Origin of the sequence: Dyadobacter tibetensis Y620-1 (genome assembly GCF_000566685.1) — a bacterium.
Lineage (GTDB): Bacteria > Bacteroidota > Bacteroidia > Cytophagales > Spirosomataceae > Dyadobacter > Dyadobacter tibetensis.
This window is the reverse complement of sequence record NZ_AZQN01000003.1, coordinates 102,714-121,523: the sequence shown is the minus strand read 5'-3', so window position 1 is coordinate 121,523 and position 18,810 is coordinate 102,714. Positions and strand designations below refer to the sequence as shown.

Annotated in this window: 18 protein-coding genes; 9 read left to right on the top strand and 9 right to left on the bottom strand. The window is 45.8% G+C overall.

Going from position 1 to position 18,810, the window contains the following annotated elements; genetic code table 11:
* The first annotated feature begins 96 nt into the window (after positions 1 to 96).
* Complete coding sequence (locus X939_RS0107520) at positions 97 to 2,085, top strand: fumarate reductase/succinate dehydrogenase flavoprotein subunit (RefSeq protein WP_025762649.1); 1,989 nt, start codon at positions 97 to 99, stop codon at positions 2,083 to 2,085.
* Positions 2,086 to 2,180: 95 nt separating this feature from the next.
* Positions 2,181 to 2,933, top strand: coding sequence for a succinate dehydrogenase/fumarate reductase iron-sulfur subunit (locus tag X939_RS0107515; protein WP_198034401.1), 753 nt, complete (start codon positions 2,181 to 2,183; stop codon positions 2,931 to 2,933).
* A gap of 83 nt (positions 2,934 to 3,016) precedes the next feature.
* Here the strand turns inward: X939_RS0107515 and X939_RS0107510 are convergent, their stop codons facing one another.
* From X939_RS0107510 to X939_RS0107490, 5 genes are all read right to left on the bottom strand, one after another.
* Complete coding sequence (locus X939_RS0107510; RefSeq protein WP_025762647.1) at positions 3,017 to 3,385, bottom strand: DUF1801 domain-containing protein; 369 nt, start codon at positions 3,383 to 3,385, stop codon at positions 3,017 to 3,019.
* Between the two features lie 74 nt (positions 3,386 to 3,459).
* The gene (locus tag X939_RS0107505) at positions 3,460 to 4,080 is read right to left on the bottom strand and encodes an OmpH/Skp family outer membrane protein (RefSeq protein ID WP_025762646.1); all 621 of its coding nucleotides are present in this window, start codon (positions 4,078 to 4,080) and stop codon (positions 3,460 to 3,462) included.
* Between the two features lie 390 nt (positions 4,081 to 4,470).
* Positions 4,471 to 4,830 (bottom strand): hypothetical protein, encoded by a 360-nt coding sequence (locus X939_RS0107500; protein ID WP_044198807.1) that lies wholly within the window; start codon positions 4,828 to 4,830, stop codon positions 4,471 to 4,473.
* A 1-nt stretch (position 4,831) separates the two neighbouring features.
* Positions 4,832 to 7,288, bottom strand: coding sequence for a penicillin acylase family protein (locus X939_RS0107495; protein WP_025762644.1), 2,457 nt, complete (start codon positions 7,286 to 7,288; stop codon positions 4,832 to 4,834).
* A gap of 45 nt (positions 7,289 to 7,333) precedes the next feature.
* On the bottom strand, positions 7,334 to 8,065 hold the full coding sequence (locus X939_RS0107490) for a copper homeostasis protein CutC (RefSeq protein ID WP_025762643.1): 732 nt from the start codon (positions 8,063 to 8,065) through the stop codon (positions 7,334 to 7,336).
* 516 nt (positions 8,066 to 8,581) lie between these two features.
* On the opposite strand from X939_RS0107490, the gene X939_RS0107480 reads away from it, so the two are divergent.
* Both X939_RS0107480 and X939_RS0107475 read left to right on the top strand, forming a co-directional pair.
* The gene (locus X939_RS0107480; RefSeq protein WP_025762642.1) at positions 8,582 to 8,803 is read left to right on the top strand and encodes a DUF2795 domain-containing protein; all 222 of its coding nucleotides are present in this window, start codon (positions 8,582 to 8,584) and stop codon (positions 8,801 to 8,803) included.
* A 195-nt stretch (positions 8,804 to 8,998) separates the two neighbouring features.
* Positions 8,999 to 9,649 (top strand): AlbA family DNA-binding domain-containing protein, encoded by a 651-nt coding sequence (locus X939_RS0107475; RefSeq protein WP_025762641.1) that lies wholly within the window; start codon positions 8,999 to 9,001, stop codon positions 9,647 to 9,649.
* Positions 9,650 to 9,696: 47 nt separating this feature from the next.
* Here X939_RS0107475 and X939_RS0107470 read toward each other — a convergent pair whose 3' ends face one another.
* The gene (locus X939_RS0107470; protein WP_025762640.1) at positions 9,697 to 10,047 is read right to left on the bottom strand and encodes a DUF3127 domain-containing protein; all 351 of its coding nucleotides are present in this window, start codon (positions 10,045 to 10,047) and stop codon (positions 9,697 to 9,699) included.
* An 82-nt stretch (positions 10,048 to 10,129) separates the two neighbouring features.
* Positions 10,130 to 11,269 (bottom strand): cystathionine gamma-synthase, encoded by a 1,140-nt coding sequence (locus tag X939_RS0107465; RefSeq protein WP_025762639.1) that lies wholly within the window; start codon positions 11,267 to 11,269, stop codon positions 10,130 to 10,132.
* Positions 11,270 to 11,413: 144 nt separating this feature from the next.
* Between X939_RS0107465 and X939_RS0107460 the strand changes: the two genes are divergently transcribed.
* The 5 genes from X939_RS0107460 to X939_RS0107440 all read left to right on the top strand — a co-directional run bounded on the left by X939_RS0107460 (position 11,414) and on the right by X939_RS0107440 (position 16,439).
* Positions 11,414 to 12,100 (top strand): VTT domain-containing protein, encoded by a 687-nt coding sequence (locus X939_RS0107460; protein ID WP_229236024.1) that lies wholly within the window; start codon positions 11,414 to 11,416, stop codon positions 12,098 to 12,100.
* A 126-nt stretch (positions 12,101 to 12,226) separates the two neighbouring features.
* On the top strand, positions 12,227 to 13,810 hold the full coding sequence (locus tag X939_RS0107455) for a sodium:solute symporter family protein (RefSeq protein WP_025762637.1): 1,584 nt from the start codon (positions 12,227 to 12,229) through the stop codon (positions 13,808 to 13,810).
* Between the two features lie 40 nt (positions 13,811 to 13,850).
* Complete coding sequence (locus X939_RS0107450; protein WP_025762636.1) at positions 13,851 to 14,813, top strand: dihydrodipicolinate synthase family protein; 963 nt, start codon at positions 13,851 to 13,853, stop codon at positions 14,811 to 14,813.
* Between the two features lie 116 nt (positions 14,814 to 14,929).
* Positions 14,930 to 15,484, top strand: coding sequence for an RNA polymerase sigma factor (locus X939_RS0107445; RefSeq protein WP_025762635.1), 555 nt, complete (start codon positions 14,930 to 14,932; stop codon positions 15,482 to 15,484).
* Positions 15,485 to 15,566: 82 nt separating this feature from the next.
* On the top strand, positions 15,567 to 16,439 hold the full coding sequence (locus X939_RS0107440; RefSeq protein ID WP_025762634.1) for an AraC family transcriptional regulator: 873 nt from the start codon (positions 15,567 to 15,569) through the stop codon (positions 16,437 to 16,439).
* On the opposite strand, the gene X939_RS0107435 is transcribed toward X939_RS0107440, so the two are convergent.
* On the bottom strand, positions 16,440 to 16,868 hold the full coding sequence (locus X939_RS0107435; protein ID WP_374754294.1) for a DoxX family protein: 429 nt from the start codon (positions 16,866 to 16,868) through the stop codon (positions 16,440 to 16,442).
* Between the two features lie 224 nt (positions 16,869 to 17,092).
* Positions 17,093 to 18,556: a pseudouridine synthase gene (locus tag X939_RS0107430; protein WP_025762632.1), complete on the bottom strand. Its 1,464-nt coding sequence runs from the start codon at positions 18,554 to 18,556 to the stop codon at positions 17,093 to 17,095.
* Positions 18,557 to 18,810: the final 254 nt, after the last annotated feature.

The window sequence follows — 18,810 nt, the reverse complement described above, 5'->3', positions numbered from 1 at the left end:
GCTGGGAATTTTGCAGAGGAGTTTTCCTGCAGGAGAACCAGAAACCGATCCAGTTGATTTCTTAACTTTTTTTGATCAATTAATAATACAATATATATGGCAACGTCACCTCGTCTGGATGCCAAAATACCTGAGGGCCCATTGGAAACGAAATGGAGCAAATATCGCTCATCGGTCCCCTTGGTCAATCCAGCTAATAAACGTAACCTTGAAGTAATCGTAGTCGGTACTGGCCTAGCTGGTGCGTCGGCCGCTGCCACCTTAGCCGAGCTGGGCTATAAGGTCAAAGCCTTTTGCTTCCAGGATTCACCTCGCCGGGCGCACTCTATTGCCGCTCAGGGGGGAATTAATGCTGCTAAAAATTATCAAAACGATGGGGACTCGATCTATCGACTCTTCTATGATACTGTAAAAGGTGGAGATTATCGCTCCAGAGAGGCTAATGTCCATAGACTTGCCGAAGTTTCCGGCAATATTATAGACCAATGTGTGGCACAAGGTGTTCCCTTCGCCCGCGAATATGGAGGCTTGCTTTCTAACCGTTCTTTTGGCGGTGTTCAGGTTCAACGTACCTTTTACGCTGCCGGCCAAACCGGTCAACAACTACTTCTGGGGGCATACTCAGGCCTTCAACGTCAGGTAGGAATGGGAACGATACAGATGTACAACCGTCACGAAATGTTGGACATCGTAAATATCGACGGAAAGTGCCGCGGTATTATCGCCCGTAACCTTATCACAGGAGAACTTGAGCGCCATGCAGGTCATGCCGTTTTGCTGTGTACTGGTGGTTATGGGAACGTATTCTACTTGTCGACCAACGCGATGGGAAGTAATGTTACGGCAGCATGGAAGGCCCACCGCCGTGGAGCTTTCTTTGGCAATCCCTGCTTCACACAAATTCACCCGACCTGTATCCCCGTTTCCGGAGAGCATCAGTCGAAGCTTACCCTGATGTCCGAATCGCTTCGTAACGATGGACGGATCTGGGTACCCAAGAAAAAAGATGACAACCGCCCAGCCAATGCCATTCCTGAAGATGAGCGTGACTACTACCTGGAAAGAAGGTACCCTGCCTTTGGTAACTTGGTGCCTCGTGATATAGCCTCCCGCGCAGCCAAGGAGCGTTGCGATGCAGGTTATGGGGTTGGTTCTTCTAAGCTTGCTGTTTATCTGGATTATTCCGCAGCTTTCCAGCGCTATGGCATGGGCGAAGCCAATAAAAATAATATTAGCAATCCTTCACAAGAAGATGTGATCAGCTGGGGAAAGGCAGTCGTAAAGGAAAAATATGGTAACCTTTTCGATATGTACAAGCAGATTACCGGGGAAGATCCTTATGAGGTACCCATGCGAATCTATCCTGCCGTGCATTATACTATGGGAGGACTTTGGGTAGATTACAACTTGATGACCACCGTTCCAGGCTTATATGCCTTGGGAGAGGCCAATTTCTCTGACCATGGAGCTAACCGCTTAGGTGCTTCCGCCCTGATGCAAGGATTGGCCGATGGATATTTTGTAATCCCTTATACTATAGGGTCTTATCTTTCCAACGAAATTCGTACTGGAAAGATATCTACAGATCATCCCGAATTTATCAAGGTTGAAGCGGAATCTAAGGCCCGAATCGAAAAACTTATGAATATCCAAGGGACTACCTCTCCCGAGATGTTCCATCGTCGCCTGGGTAAGATCATGTGGGATAAATGTGGTATGGCACGTAATGCCGAAGGCCTCAGCCAAGCCATCACAGAAATCCGCGCCCTAAGGGAAGAATTTTGGAGAGATGTACGCGTGATGGGCAAGGTGAACGAATTCAACCCAGAGCTTGATAAAGCCAACCGTGTTGCCGACTTCATCGAACTCGGTGAACTGATGTGTATCGACGCTTTAAACCGAAATGAATCCTGTGGAGGCCACTTCCGTGAGGAATACCAAAGCGAAGAAGGGGAAGCCCTTCGGGACGACGAAGACTACCGCTATGTAGCGGCCTGGCAATATAAGGGTACCGAAGACTGGGAACTTCATAAAGAAGAACTCATCTACGATAATATCAAGATTGCCCAGCGTAGTTATAAATAATGCTGATTAATAAATCTTTCAGCTCCATAGCTGAAGGACTATCCCATACAGTTAATTGATAATCATTAACTATTTCAACAATGAGTGAAGGAAACATGCGTCTTACACTAAAAGTGTGGAGACAAAGCAATGAAAATACAGCCGGTAGTTTTGAAAATTACCAATTGGAAGGCATCTCTCCGGATATGTCGTTCCTAGAAATGTTTGATGTACTCAACGAGCAGTTGGTAGAAGCGAAACAGGATCCTGTCGCCTTCGACCACGACTGTCGGGAGGGGATTTGTGGGATGTGCTCCATGCACATCAATGGACAGCCTCACGGACCGTTGCAAGGGGTAACCACCTGCCAGCTACATATGCGCTCCTTTAAAGATGGCGACACCATCGTGGTAGAACCATGGAGAGCCGGCTCATTCCCGGTAATCAAGGACTTGGTAGTGGACCGCGACGCCTTTGACCGCATCATTTCTGCCGGAGGATTTGTGTCTGTAAATACAGGAAACGCTCAGGATGCCAATAACCTCCCTGTTCCTAAGGAAGCTGCCGATGACGCTTTTGCCGCGGCAGCCTGTATTGGTTGCGGTGCCTGTGTAGCGGCATGTAAAAATGCTTCCGCCATGCTTTTCGTTTCCGCGAAGATATCGCAGCTGGCTTTGCTACCACAGGGGCAGGTAGAGCGGAAGATCAGAGCAGAGAAAATGGTGGCTCAAATGGATGCAGAGGGCTTCGGCGCCTGTTCCAATACTCAGGCCTGTTCGGCAGAGTGCCCCAAAGGAATCACCTTCGATAATATTGCGCGCATGAACCGCGAATACTTAGGAGCGAAATTATCCTCTACCAATGTGTAGTAAGGCATAATATCGATCATATGTCTAACAAAGGGATGGCTAACGACCATCCCTTTGTTGCTTTAAGGCCCCGTCTGTTTAGCCTATTTCACCTTGATATGACCATCATAATAAAGTTTTAAGCCTTCCCCTAAGACCTCTGTCAATTCATCTAAAGGAAGATCCTGCCAGGGATCTACACGATAAACCTTCATACGAGTCCTATCCCCTTTTTCCAAAGCTGGATGTATTAATCTGTTTCCTTCCACCATCAGAATATAGGGGTCATTTGTCTTTTTGTCCGTCCACAGGTAACAAAACATTTTATTCCTATAGCAAAAACAGGGCATACCATATTTCTGCGTTTCCGTGATCTGATCATCCTGTTCCAGAATTATCTGGCGAAGCGCTAGCAGGCATCCCTGCACCGGCTCAGTCTTAGAATAATAAAATGACTCAATATCGGATATCATGGCTATCTTATTGTATAGAACGAAAAAAAACCGACGTAATAACGCCGGTTTTCAGTTCCAGAATTTCTGGATGACTACTTCTTTTTGGTTGAATCAGCAGCAGCAGGCTTGCCTTTGCTAGCATATTCCTTATTAAGTCCTTCAATGATTTTCTTAGATACGTCCAGGTCAGGATTTGCAAAGAGAATACCTCCACCAAGCGAATAGCCCAACACATATTCATATCCATTTTCATCATTGTATTTCTCGATATACTCGCGGATATTTTTATACAATTCTTCGTTTTTCTGAGCCTCATCCTGAGCTAGTCCCTGGGCTGCCTGGTCGCGATAAGCCATTAGATCCTGTTGTTTTTTCATCAACTGAGCCTCGGTAGAACGAGCCTGATCTGGAGTCATAGTTTGTGCTTTTTTCTGGAAAAAGGCCACTTCATTCTGAAGAGAGCGTCCCTTCTGATTAAGTTCATTTTCAAGTTGGAAGTTTTTGTTTTCCAATTCTTTCTTCGTGTCCTTGAAAAAATCGTAATTCAGTAAAAGCGAGTCTACTTGAACATACACGGTCTTGCGTCCGGCCACCACACCACCATCGGCGGATGCGCTGCCCATACCTGGCTTGCTAGAAAAATGTAAGAAAAATAACACCGCCACGGCAAGGGTTAACACGATGTTCCAGATTAAGGAAGTATTGTTGTTCACGTTTTTTTAAAGGTTTTGTTTTACAAAGAGCGGCAAATATAAGGATTCTCTTTAATAGTCAAGGAAAAGCTCCCCCTAATGTCCTTCAACCCATCATTTTTTTTAGCCTCAGGGCTTAAAATATTGATTCTCTGAATACCTTCACCCGCGATCCTCATGGGATCTTTTTCCTGGCAAACTATTTTTCCCGCCTACCGACTCTCCGGATTTGTGTTCATCGATATAAAAATTGGGGAACCACCCTTATCCTTACCCATTCAAATAGGATTCAGAGTTCAATTCTGCCCAAACTCGAGAAGTTGCAAAAATCTGATCCTATTATGGCCTCTATGGGAGCTGACCGTATTTCCCAGCTGCTATTGGCAAGAGATCTCATTTCGCTATCAGATTTTAGACTATCCTTTCCCTTTGAAAAAGATTTTTGATGGAATAGCCAGCCATGCCTGCCAGTCCAGCCATGAGTCCACCTATTAAGCCTGTCAAAACTACAAGGAGGGTGGCGTTAGGCAAGCGAAATACCTGGGTAATACGTTCAGATATGGCTCCCCCCGACTCTATATGCTGATAGCCACTATACAGGAGCCAAAGTAGAGCTACAGCTAAGAAACTACTCAAAAAAGCCGCAAGATAGCCTGAAGGGCGCCATATATGCACCAGAAAAGGCACCAGCGCTATGACCCACCAGGGAGCCAGGAGTTGGCTGACACCAGCCAAGATCAGAACCAGAAGAAAATTCAGAAATCCTTGCATATTATTTTTTGTTAAAAATCAATTTGCTTGCCAACCGGTCGCTTTGCTGTTCAGCAGTCTCCAGGAATAATAATTCGTTGAGCTCTCCTTTCACCCATTTGTCCAGCATATTGAGGTAATACGGACTGCCCGGATTGCCCGACTGCCCCCCTGGGTATATACCGTAGCCTCTAGGCTTAGGGCCCAGCTCTACCACCATACGCCAGCTCGGACCATGGGTAGTGGTAATGGCGTTCACAATGCTGGAGCCTCCCCCCGTACTGAGCACTCCGGAGTCGAAGGGCCCAAGTTGCTTGCTCAAATGCTTAATATTAGTAGCTTTCACCTTACTCCAGGCCCATTCCGGACTCAAAGGACCATGCGCATGGGTAAGCGTTTCGAGAGAGGCTCTAAAACTATTTAGAACAATATCATTCATCGTCTCTTTCTGGGGCGTACGCCGATCGTCAAACCAGGAAGCATCAGGTTCGTTAAGCAGTAGGTATAGCGTTCGATCCCGGGATGGATACCGCATGGGCAATTTTTGCCCCCCAAACTCATCCTCCCAAATCGATTCCCGTAATTGGACAATCCAGGTTTCAAAGATGGCTGCCCCAATGGAAGCAGGACTGTTTACCAGGTCCCAAGCTTCCAGCGCATTGGCAGCCGCTTTTTCTGACGGGGCACCGGGATTATTTTTTAGTATATCCAGCAAACGAGGGAGTATGGAGCGAGCCAACACGCTAAAATTATCCGTTTGTAACAGCCTCAAACTATCTCCAGTGGCCTGTTTCATTGCATCCAGTCTTTCGTTGATCCGTATACCTCTTTCGGCTGGGGCAAACTCCCAATTGATATAGTATGGGTAACTAGGATCGGTCGAGGACTGATTAGCAGAGCTAACATAACCGCGAGGAGGATTTTTCACATAGGGGTTCTGCTCAAATGGAATCCAATCGTTCCAATCGTCGGTAGGATTGGTACCGTCGAGAACAAATTTTCCTTGGTTTTTATATTTTAAAGGGAATTTGCCATTTACAGTTATGGCAATATCTTTCTTGTTGTCAGCAAATATGAAATTCTGAGCCGGCCCCACATAATGGGAAAGGGCCTGACGGTAATCTTCGAAATTTTTTGCTTTATTGAGCTGATAAAAAGTTTGAAAGCTATTGCCTGCCTCACGCCCTATCCATCGGGTAGAATAATAAGTAGGAGTTCCCAGACTATCCGTTTCACTAAAGACGGGTCCATGATGGGTATAAACCACTTTAAGAACCCTGGGCTCAGCCTCATCTTTTACCTGAATCTGCTCTTCGCGGAATTGAGTCCTCTTCCATTGGTTGTCGTGCCAGTATTCACTTTGTGTCTCATCCCGAAAACGAATTTTATAATAATCGAAGACATCGGCATCTACATTCGTCACGCCCCAGGCAATATCTTTATTAAAGCCTATAATCACACTGGGTATGCCGGGAAGGGACACTCCATACACATTCAGACCCGGTGCATGCAACTGAACCTGGTACCATATGGATGGCAAGGTAAGTTCCAGATGGGGATCATTGGCCAGAATGGGATACCCCGTCAAAGATTTTTCTGCCGATATAGCCCAGTTATTGCTCCCTACCCCTTCCACTTTAGGGGCCACTGGCTCGAGGGGGTGCAGTTTCCCAGATCTTTGAACCAGAGTGTCGGAGTGATGAAGGCTGGGCGTGCCGACGGGGATGGGTAGGCGCTTAAAATCCCATGCAGTCCCTGCCGGGATAATGGGGCTTTCCTGAAGAAGTGGGTAATCGGGAAATAAATTATCCAGTACTTCCTGACCATATTCTTTAAGTATATGCGACATTTTTACGTCATCGGAGCGCCCGGCCAATGTCAGGGTCATCTGTTCTAACATATACATCGTATAAATGGGCTTCCAGTGATCGGGAGCATAACCTAGGAGTTTATATTCCACTGGGTAATCCTTCGGTTTCAGTTGATCGATATACGCATTAACACCGGCCGTATAACCCAAAAGGGCTTCCCTGCTCCGCTTATCGCTCATTGCAACTTTAAAATTACTTTCAGCACCAAAGTTCATACCCATTCTTCTGTTTTTCTCGTCCATAGCCAGAGTAGCAGGTCCGAGCACCTCCGAAAGTCGCCCCGAGGCAGCTCTTGTCTGAAGATCCATTTGCCACAAACGATCTTTGGCCGTTACAAAGCCCTGGGCAAAAAACAAGTCAAAGTCATTTTGAGCAAAAATATGGGGAACTCCCATGTCATCGTATCGCACCGTTACGACATCTCTCAGGCTGTCCGAGGATATGCTGATTTCCGTGTCTTTTTCATAGGCACGCTCCCAGTTTTGCCAAAAACCGGTAAAAGGGCTAAGGAACCCTCCTAACGCTGGAGCGGGGCCCCATCGGACGCTAAGGACATAAAAAAAACTGACAGCAAGAAGCAGGGAAACAATCGCTTTGACAAATTTCATATTTTAAAGGCTTTGGCGAATGACACTAACAATATAAACGTTCTATCAGGCTGAAACTACTTGGACAATCGCTTCAATCTGGGCCAGATCACTATACATCACCGAACGCTCATCGGGTATATCTCCTGCCATTGATACCTTTTCCGGGAAGTACGATTGCCGCCCGGGCCTAAAGGCTTTGGCCGTCAGATGCAAAGCATCTACTCCAGCATCCTTAAGTTGAAGAGCGTTTTCAGCATTTACACCGGCTCCGGCCATTATTTCTATCCTACCTGCCGAAACCTTGGCAAGTTGGGAAAGTACATCTATTCCTAAAGCTGCAGTGGCGTGAAGACCCGAGGTCAGGATACGCTCTGCGCCGGTGCTGATCACTGCCTCTAAGGCTTTCAACGGATCCGGCGTTAGGTCGAATGCCCGATGAAAAGTCACTTTCATTGGACTGGCATATTCTACCAAAGCCTTCGTACGAGCTATATCGACCTGCCCGTCAGGCATTAACAATCCCAGAACAACGCCATCGGCTCCCAATTTTTTGGCTAGGGCAATGTCCCGTCGCATAATTTCTTCTTCAAATACATCATATACAAAATCCCCACCCCGGGGGCGTATCATTACATAAATCGGTATTTGAATATGCTGCCGAACGAGTTCAATAAGTCCTGCACTGGGGGTAGTTCCGCCTTCACCCAGGCCTGCACAAAGTTCTATTCTACTGGCTCCTCCCTCCTGGGCATTGATGCAGGACTCTAAGGAATAGGCACAGATTTCTATGGTCATCATATTGTTATTTTGGAAACGATGGGTTATGTACAAAGATGAATAATTATTTGGATAGCCCGAAGTATATGAAAGCTTAGAGCCTATTTAAATTCTAATATTTGGACTGCTTAAGGTTAATTTTATAACGAAACTCAGGCCTGTAATCCAATGACAGCCCAGACCAATTGGAAAAAATTTTTAACGCAATGGCATCCAAAAAATAAGAAAAACTATTTTCTGGATAATTTTAAAACCTCTTTTAAATACATTTTTTTCGAATTCCCGTACCTCCCACTCCCATACTTTAGGGTAGGAAGAGCCTGTTTGCTCAGTAGAGATGTCGGCTAAAAAAATATTAAGAAAAATTAGAGCCATAACCCATTATAATACAGACACTTATAAAAAGTAAAAAAAATCAAAATTTTTAAATGCAATTATTTTTATTTTTTTTGGTTAGAGACTATTAAAGGATGCATTTTTTTTTACTTTTGCACTCCTAAAATCAGTAAGTAACTCTTTAATAGGCTAAATAATATGTACTGGACACTCGAACTTGCATCATATCTTGAGGATGCTCCTTGGCCAGCTTCGAAAGACGAGCTAATTGACTTTGCAATTAGAACAGGTGCTCCCCTGGAAGTGGTAGAAAACCTTCAGGAACTTGAGGATGACGGACAACCTTACGAAAGCATTGAGGAAATTTGGCCGGACTATCCGACCAAGGATGACTTCTTTTTTAATGAAGACGAATATTAGATAGATAGCGGCACCATTCGGTGCCGTTTTGCTTTGGGGACCAGTGCATTCATAGGAATATGGAACCTCATAAGGAAAATTTTATTTCAATTTAAAAACAAAAAAAAGTACCTTGTTAGTGATAAACTACGGCGTATAGGCGTCTTTTCAGCGATTTTAGTGCCATTAAACCCGGATTTTTATCCATTTAGAGCAATGGAACTTCGATTATTAAAAGAATTGGTCAAGAAGGGTGAGAGTCAGCATCTAGAATTCAAATTGAAGTCTAGCCACCCTGAAAAGATTGTCCGTGAGATCGTAGCCTTCGCCAATACCCATGGAGGCAAGCTTATGGTCGGGGTTGGCGATGACATGCGTATTAAAGGACTCAAGGACATCGCCGAGGACGAGTTCATCCTGTTTCGAGCGATAGAAAAATTAATTTTTCCTAAACTCGAATACCAGAGCGAACGCGTGGCCATTGGTTCCGATATGGAGGTTTTGGTAATTCACGTTCCCAAAAGCCCGGATAAGCCGCATTATGTGGTAGATGCTACCGGGGAAAGAAAGGCCTACGTTCGTGTGGCCGACAAATCCATACAGGCTAGCCGGGAGATGAAAGAGATCATGCGTAGAGGACGGCATGGTCAGGATGTTCGTTTCCAATACGGAGAAAAGGAGAAAAAGTTAATGGAGCTTCTGGATTCAAAACAGTCAGTAACCGTAGATCTATTTGCTACCTTTGCTGGAATTCCCCGGCGCATGGCGTCCAACACCCTGGTGGTAATGGTTCTGGCAAGAGTGCTGGAAGTCCACCCCCGTGAAATGCTGGACCAGTTTACCATGGCCATGCTGCCAGGACGCTAGCAGATAAAAAAAATCTGCAAACCTTTCAGCTTGCAGATTCAAGTTATTTAGAAAGGAAGATCGTCCGACTCATCTTCCGTAAAGGTAGTGACAGGTGGAATAGGGGCTCCTCCCGATGAGGCCGGCGCTCCAGCACCACTTTTCTCTACTTTCCAGGCTTTCACTTCCGTATACCACCTGGAATTATATTCCCTGCTTTCGATATCGACGGAAGCTGTTACGGTGTCATCCACCTGAAGAGCAGCCTGATCTATTTTATCGCCCCATAAAGAAACACATACTTTTTTAGGATACTGCGAAGGGATTTCTATAACGAACTCCTGCTTGCGCCATGTTCCATTCTTACCCTGGCCCGACACTTCTGGCAACAAGGCGATAACGGTTCCTGTTAATTCCATATTTAGTTTTAATAAATTGTTACAAATTTCGAGAGGTCAAAAGTACAAGATTTGAGTTTCCGAATCAACCATGTACCCGGCATTATGCTATAGCTCTTTCCAGATCCCCCAGCAAATCTGCAATATCCTCTATGCCTACACTCAGGCGAATCAGTCCATCGCTAATACCCATGGCTTCCCTTTCTGCCTTGGGCACGCTCCCATGGCTCATGCTTGCCGGATGAGCACAGAGCGACTCCACTCCTCCCAAGGATTCCCCTAGTGCGAACAACTCAAGACCTTTCATAACCCTAAGCGCTTCTTCATAACGCTGATCCTTAAGTTCGAAGGAGACCATACCACCAAAATCGCGCATCTGTCGGCTGGCGAGAGCATGACCAGGGTGCTGAGGAAGGCCCGGATAGTAGACAGCCCCTACTTTTGGGTGCAGGTCGAGCCAATGGGCCACCTTCATGGCATTTTGTCCATGCCTTTCCATTCGCAAAGCCAAGGTTTTAAGTCCCCGCAGTACCAAGAAACAATCCTGAGGCCCTGGAACGGCACCCGTCGTATTCTGAACAAAAGCGAGCCGTTGCGCCAGCTCATCGTCGTTGGTAATCAGCGCCCCCATAATCACATCGGAATGCCCTCCCAAATATTTCGTCGCCGAATGCATTACCAAATCTACCCCTATATCCAGAGGGGTTTGCAAATAGGGTGAGGCAAAGGTATTGTCCACGACGGTAATAATCCCCCTATTCTGGCAATGCTTTACTACCGCCTCCAGATCAATAATTTTAAGCAGGGGATTCGTAGGCGTTTCCATCCATATCATCTTCGTGCCCGGGCCTATATGAGTATGGAGAGCTTCTGCGTCCGTAAGATCTACGAATCGAAAAATTACCCCCATAGGCGCATATATCTGATTCATCAAACGGTAGGTACCCCCATAGATGTCGGCAGTAGCTACTACTTCATCTCCAGGCTTCAAGCTTCTCAGGGCAGCATCTATTGCCGCCATTCCCGACCCAAAACATAAGGCATGACGACCATTTTCCAAGGAGGCCAAGGCCGTTTGAAGGGCAGTTCTTGTGGGATTATGGCTCCGCGCATAGGTATATCCCTTATGAACACCCGGACCTTCCTGAACAAAAGTGGAGGTTTGGTAAATAGGTGGTATGATGGCACCGGTGGACGGGTCAGGTTCCATTCCTGCATGAATAACTTTGGTAGCAAATTTCATAGGCATCTTACATTCTACGTTTTTGATCTAACGATCTTGTTCTAATAATATCCGTACTTTGGGTATATTTGGTTTTTTATAAAAACAACTATATCCTTTCAGTAACCTTCACCGTCCTGAAAGTAGTAAATAATACCTAAGATTTTGGCAAAATCCCCACGCACTTCCATCCCGGCACCTATAATTATCAGCATCCTGATGACCGTTGTCCCACTGTTTGCGACTTCAGCACTCACCGCCTGGGCAGTGTCTGAAGAGAGCCTGGTATCTGGCTGGAACACACAAACCTGGTTGATGGTCACTACCCTTCTAACCCTAACCTCGGCAGTGGCCCTTACGCCTCCCACCTTTCTGGCCTTGGTATACGGGTATTTTATGGGTCTAATAGCTATTCCCTATCTCATTGCGCTCAATCTTTGTGCCATAGGCCTAGTCTATCTATTTGCACTTTTTTTCGATGCTGGCACCACTATGCCTTATCTTATTAAAGCTTTTCCCAAGGTGGAAGGACTGCTGACCCGATTCAGAGCAAATCAACTACGCCTCATCTTCTTCGCCAAATTATCTCCTATCCTACCATTTGCGGTGACCAACTTGTTCTTCGCCATTGCTGGAGCGCGATTAACCCAAGTCATATTAGGAGGTACCCTGGGAATGATTCCTCGTACGATTCTGGCGGTCTGGATCGGAAGTGAAGCCCAAGATATTCAATACCTGCTCGATCATCCCCAGGAAGGCTTAGCAAGTAAGCTAATAACAATCGTCCTGCTTATCATTTCGAGTCTGGGAATCAGTTTTTTTCTTCGGGAGAAAAAAATTGCGGAAAATTAGCAGCTTTACTATCCAGGAAATAGCATACTTGATAATATCGTACAATAAAAGGCCACTAATCGCTATAAATGCATTGGCAATATCCTTTTTATTTGTAAAATAATTATACGAACAACCCTGGTAGCAATGAACTCCCTTCCCTTAATAGACTTGCTGATCGTAATAGCCTACCTAATCGCTATGGTATTGGTCGGACTGTACTTTTCTAGAAAGAATACGACAGCCGACCAGTTCACAAAGGCCTCTGGAAATATTCCCGGCTGGGCTATTGGGATTTCTATTTACGCCACCTTTCTGAGCAGCAATACCTTTCTTGGAGTCCCAGGAAAGGCCTACGGAAGCAACTGGAACTCCTTTGTATTTAGTCTGTCCATGCCCCTAGCGGCCTGGGCAGCCACCAAATATTTCATACCCTTTTACCGAAATTCCGGTGAAGTGTCGGCCTACACGCATCTGGAGCATAGATTTGGAGCCTGGGCAAGAACCTATGCTGTGGTATGCTTCTTGTTAACACAGTTGGCCCGGATGGGATCTATATTCTTCGGAATTGCACTTAGCTTACAAGCCCTTACCGGCTATCCCATGGCTATGATCATGATCGTGGTGGGGATATCCATTGTCGTATATACGGTAATGGGAGGCATGGAAGCGGTTATCTGGACCGAAGTAGTTCAGGGAGTCATCAATACCATTGGGGCACTGGCCATATTATATCTGGTCGTCGACAGCATGACAGGTGGCATTCCTGCCATTATAGACATCGGCAAGGACAACGACAAATTCAGCTTGGGAACCCTGTCTCCGGATTTTGTCCAGTCCTCCTTTTGGGTGGTCCTTCTCTATGGCTTTTTCATGAACCTCAATAATTTTGGCATGGATCAAAATTATGTTCAGCGTTACCATACCACCGGTTCCATCAAAGAGGCTGCCAGCTCGGTATGGCTTTGCGTTTACATCTACCTGCCCGTTTCCCTATTATTTTTCATGCTCGGATCCTGTCTTTTCGCCTATTACGAAAGCAACCCCGCGCTCTTAGAGCCTATCCGTATGGCTGCGGCCACTGAGCGATTGCCAGGAGGAAGCCCAGCCGCAATTTCGCAGCTGGCCTCAACACTGACCGCCGAAGACTATGGCGACAAAGTGATGCCCCATTTTATGGTCACAAAGGTTCCTGTAGGATTATTGGGGCTAATTGTAGCCGCCATTATGTCAGCCGCAATGAGTACCATAAGCTCGGGCATGAACGCTTCGGCAACTGTCTTCTCTGTCGACATTTATCAGCGTTATATCCAACCCGATGTCACTCCCAAACAATCGATGAAACTACTCTATATAGCCACCACCGTCTTCGGATTGCTAGGAATGCTTACCGGCATAGCCATGATTGGTGTAAAGAGTGTATTAGATATATGGTGGCTGCTATCTGGAATCTTCGCCAGTGGAATGCTAGGACTGTTCCTGCTCGGCATTATTTCTCGAAATACCAGGAATACGGAGGCGCTTATTGCTACCATTATCGGGATCATCATCATCGTCTGGATGACCTTCTCTCCCCAGCTCACCGATGAATACGCCTACCTGCGAAACCCTCTCCATCAGAATATGATCATGGTCGTTGGCACGCTTTCGATCTTTCTAATAGGAATCCTGCTCACCCGATTTAAAAAAACGAAAGAGCCAGTTGGGGAAGCAGTAGGAGAAGAAATATAAATGATACCCTTACCATATTTTATTCAGGACCACAAATATCATGTCAAACTCAAGTAATCCCTCCGCTATCATTCTACCCAAAGGCTTTATCCCCGTAATGCTAACCCCATTTCTGGAATCGGGCGACATAGACTTCCCCGGCCTGCGTGCCCTTACAGAAATGTATTTGAAAGCGGGTGCAACCGGTCTATTTGCCAATTGCCTTTCCAGTGAAATGTACGAGCTAAGTCCTGAAGAGCGAATTGCCATTACCCGTACCGTCATAGATCAGGCCGCAGGGCGGGTCCCTGTAGTGGCTACCGGTACTTTTGGTGGCCCTATTACCGAGCAGGCTCAGTTTGTCAAAGAAATCTTCGCAGAAGGAGTGCAGGCAGTCATTGTGATTACGGGCCTGATCGCTTCTGAGGACGAATCAGATGAAATATTCCTGACGAGAATGAAGGAACTAATGGCACTTACCGGCGATATCCCTCTGGGATTTTACGAATGCCCTGTCCCCTATAAAAGATTGATCAACAGCTATATTCTTTCGGAATTGATGCCTACCGGGCGACTGGTATATCATAAGGATACCTGTTTGGACTCGGAAGAAGTGTCGAAACGTATTGCCATCGGAAATGACGAGAATTTTGGTCTTTACGATGCCTATATGGTCAATGCAGAAAGTTCTCTACGAGCGGGAGCTGCTGGGTTGTCTTGCATTCAAGGTAATATATATCCCGAGCTTATCACTTGGATCTGTAACCATTACCAGGACGAAAACAAGACGTTGGAGAGAGAAAAGGTAAATGCATTTTTCGTCAAAACCATGGACCTGGTTCATACGGCCTATCCTACCATTGCCAAATATAGTTTACAGAAGAAGGGTTTACCGATTAGCCTGTTTACACGCCGGGAAGTAGAACCCCTGACCGACGACTTAAAGCAGGCTATAGACACCTTGCTTACAGAGGCAGATGATCTACTTCAGGAAATTGGAGCCTCAGCCGTAGTAGTATCCTGAAATGCTGAGGCCTTTGGGTGAGTGAGAACCATTGAATATCCCACCCACCCATGGCACCATACTTAGACACAGCCGAAAGAAATTGAGATTTTCAAATATCCTTATTCCTAAACGCTATGAATTTCCCTAATCAGAACATCCTCATCCGAGTTACCCAAGGTGACGAAGCAGCTTTTTCCCAGCTCTACGTGCATTTCAGAATGCCTGCCGTCAAGTTTTGCACTTCCTTACTGAAAGATGTAGACGAGGCTGAAAATGTTACACAAGAAGTATTCGCTAAAATCTGGGATAGACGAAGCCAAATCAAACCTGAGCACAGTTTTCAATCCTATTTATTCGTTAGTCTGCGCAACCAGATTTTCGATCAGTTTAAGAAAATAGAGAAAGATCAGCGCCTGCGAAGTCAGTATCTCGAGAATATCAGTTTGCTTACCGACGACGATGGAGAGGACCAAGACGCCCATATACAAGCGATGCATAGCGCCATTGACGACCTACCCCTGCGAAGAAAACAGATTTTCAAGCTTAACTTCGAGGAAGGAAAGTCATACAAAGAAATTGCCGACTACCTGAATATTTCTACCAATACGGTAAAGAACCAACTGATTAAGGCCAGACAAATCTTGAGAGAGAAAATCGGCTATGGAGCAGCGCGTTTTTCAGGTGGCTGACCTGAAAATCAACAACCTGCATTTCAAAACCATTAGAAACAACCTACTTGCTGTCTTATATAGGTAAATTCCATTTATCATTATGAAGCCGCATTTCCATAGGGTACCCATCAAATCACAGAATTCTTTCAGCATCCGCCACGAGAAGAATTCTGGCTTTGGAACAGTATGGCATTATCACCCCGAGTTGGAGTTGCATTTCCTGGTTAAAGGGAGAGGAGTGCGCTTTATAGGAGACGACATCTCCAATTTTTCCGACGGTGAATTAATTCTTCTGGGCGAAAATCTTCCTCATACCTGGCGTGTGGAAGAGGGTAGTGATAAATCGGAAATTGAATTGATCATTATCCATTTCCTTCCCGACTGCCTCGGAGCCGACCTGCTGCAGCTTCCGGAAGCCTACTTGATTCCGAAGTTATTTGAAAAGGCAAAAAAAGGGTTGGTAATACATGGAGAAACCCGAAGCCAAGTGGTCGATCTGATGCGCAAGGCTGTAAATGCCCAAAACTTGGAAAGACTTATTGCCCTACTTTCTATTCTGAAAATCCTGGCCGAGAGCCAGGAGACTTCCATCATCGCTTCGGCCCATGCATTCTATAAGTCCAACGACAGCGAGACTTTGAGACTCAATAAAATATATGCCTACACACTCACCAATTATAAGAAAGATATTAGCCTGCAGGATGTGGCTTCCCTGGCCAATCTGGGTGTGACATCCTTTTGTCGGTATTTCAAGATGATGACGAAAAAAACCTATAACGATTTTCTGGTGGAAATCAGGATCAGCCATGCCTGCCGGTTTCTGATAGAAGACCGGCTGCCGACTGAAGTAATTTGCTTTGAATGTGGGTTCAATAATGTTTCTAATTTTTATAGGCACTTCAAAAAGGTTACTGATATGACGCCTCTGGAGTACAAACGCAAATTCCTGAAAGTCACCCCTGAACTGATCTGATCAATGATCATGTTTACGCATATACTCGTCCATCGACAGACGACCAGACCCTACCACAATGAATAAAACGATCAGGAGTAGGGTGACTAGGGAAAGCCACAACTCCGAGTTGAGGTAGGAAAATCCCATGCGTAAATTCACAAAGAAAACGGCCGTAACAAGAATAGGCAGCTGGAAGGCGGCTGCTAACCGGGTAAGTACCCCCAAAGCGATCATTAACCCACCGAAAATATGCGCAAAGGCCACGTAATGCACTGCCGTTACCGTCCATAACTGAATATCCAAATTGGAAACCAGCTCCATAACCCTTTGCGTGTCACTTATAAAACTTATTCCTTTAAAGAATAGAAGAGCCCCTAGCCCGATGCGGAGGAAGTCTAGCCAAGCTGGATGGTGCGTATCCCCCCAATGTCCGATTCTGTCGATCATATTCATAGCTTCTGAAAGGTTTGGTATGCAGAAATATAAGCATAAGAAAGGACAATATCAAGTAAAATATGGACTTTACAGTTAAAATTTTAGTACTATCTCAAGGCTGTTCTTCCCCTGAGGATGAAACATAAAATCATATATGACAAAAGGAGAGCCTGCATATATAGCGACTCTCCTCCTGAATTTTAATCTTAGCAATACGGCGATAAAAAAATTCGTCGTTACAGCATATATTTCAATTTGATTACTTCTCTTTCAAGCAAAAACCTCCATTTTCCTCTTGGAAGCTCCTTTTTGTTCAGTCCAGCAAATACGGTACGATCTAGTTTCTGAACTTCATATCCCAGGTGCTCAAACATCCGACGAACGATGCGGTTGCGACCACTGTGAATTTCCAGCCCAACGACCATGGCATCGGGGGTAACCAAACCCACCTCATCGGGGCGGATAAATCCGTCTTCTAACTCCAGACCATGTTTCAGCAGCTCAAAGTCCTCGGTCGTAATTGGCTTGTCCAATTCCGCTTGGTAGATCTTCTTAATTCCACTGGATGGATGGGTTAGCTTTTCTGCTAATTCACCATCGTTAGTCAACAAAAGTAGGCCTGTTGTATTCCTATCCAAACGCCCTACGGGGTAAACACGTTCGTCACAGGCTCCTTGGATCAGATCGAGTACCGTTTTACGTTCTTCCGGATCATCGGTGGTAGTAATATAGTCCTTCGGTTTGTTGATCAGGATATACACCATTTTTTCGGGGTTCAGGGCTTTCTTTCCGAATTTCACCTGATCGGTTCGCTTCACCTGAAAGCCCATCTCGGTGATGGTCTTACCATTTACTGATATCTGCCCTGAAGCAATGAGTTCATCCGCTTCCCGGCGGGAGCAAATTCCTGCATTAGCAATAAATCTATTTAAACGCAGGGTATCTGACTCTTCTGCTCCTTTACTTTTTTTTGTAGGCTTCTTATCGTCGTAGCGCGACAAATTATATTTTGGAGCAGCTTCCAGCCTTCCTACACGCCGCTCTTCACCGGAGACTTTGCCTTCCGAACGACTACCCAAGGAGGCTGCTGGTTGTTCGCCCCGGTCCCGGAAATTCTTCTGGAAGGGTTTTTTGCCTTCAGAATCTCTTTCCCAAGGCTTGCTATATGGTTTCTTGAAGTCTGATGCCCCTTCTCCCCGGTGTTCAGGTTTGCCAAAGCCTGCACGACGATCTTCATTACGACCCTTGTCGAAAACAGGTTTTCCAAATCGTTTTGGCGCACCATATCCCGTTCTGGCTCCGCCGGCCTGATCTTCTCGTTGCGGCCTGAAAGGCTTACCGCCTTCTTTCTTCTCGAAAGAACGATAGGGCTTGTCACGACCCGACTGATCGAAGGAGCGACGCTCATCCCGGCCTGAATCTGTAGAGCGGGTCCCCCGCTCCGCCCAAGGCTTGTCAAAAGACTTTGCCAAACCTTCCGGGCGACCTACTGCTGGCTTACCTTTGTATGCTCTAGCCTCTGCCGCCTCTCTGGCCGCCGCCACTCGTAAGCTGGATTTCTTGATGGTAGGCTTGCTGAAGCGACTTTCCATAGCCCAATCTCCACCATCAATGCTTTTCTTTTTTCTGCCACCTGCCGACCGGCCGGCTACCTGTCCCGACGCCTTAGCATCTTTTGGTTTTTCTGTTCTTTTTCTCATTAGGAATGCAGTATCACTACTGGATTTTTGTTCCTCTTAACAAATTTTAGTGCGAAATCGTGCTCCTGGTGATTTATTTCCACCCGGCCCGCACAGTCACGAACGTATCTGATGATCAGAGTACTACGTTTGATATTTTATTGAAATACAAAGATAGAATATTTTTTATTCAAATTAATCTGATGTAGATTATCCGAAACTTTATACCGATTCGTTTATAGTATTCATCAAAGAAAGCCTATTTTGGCAAGATG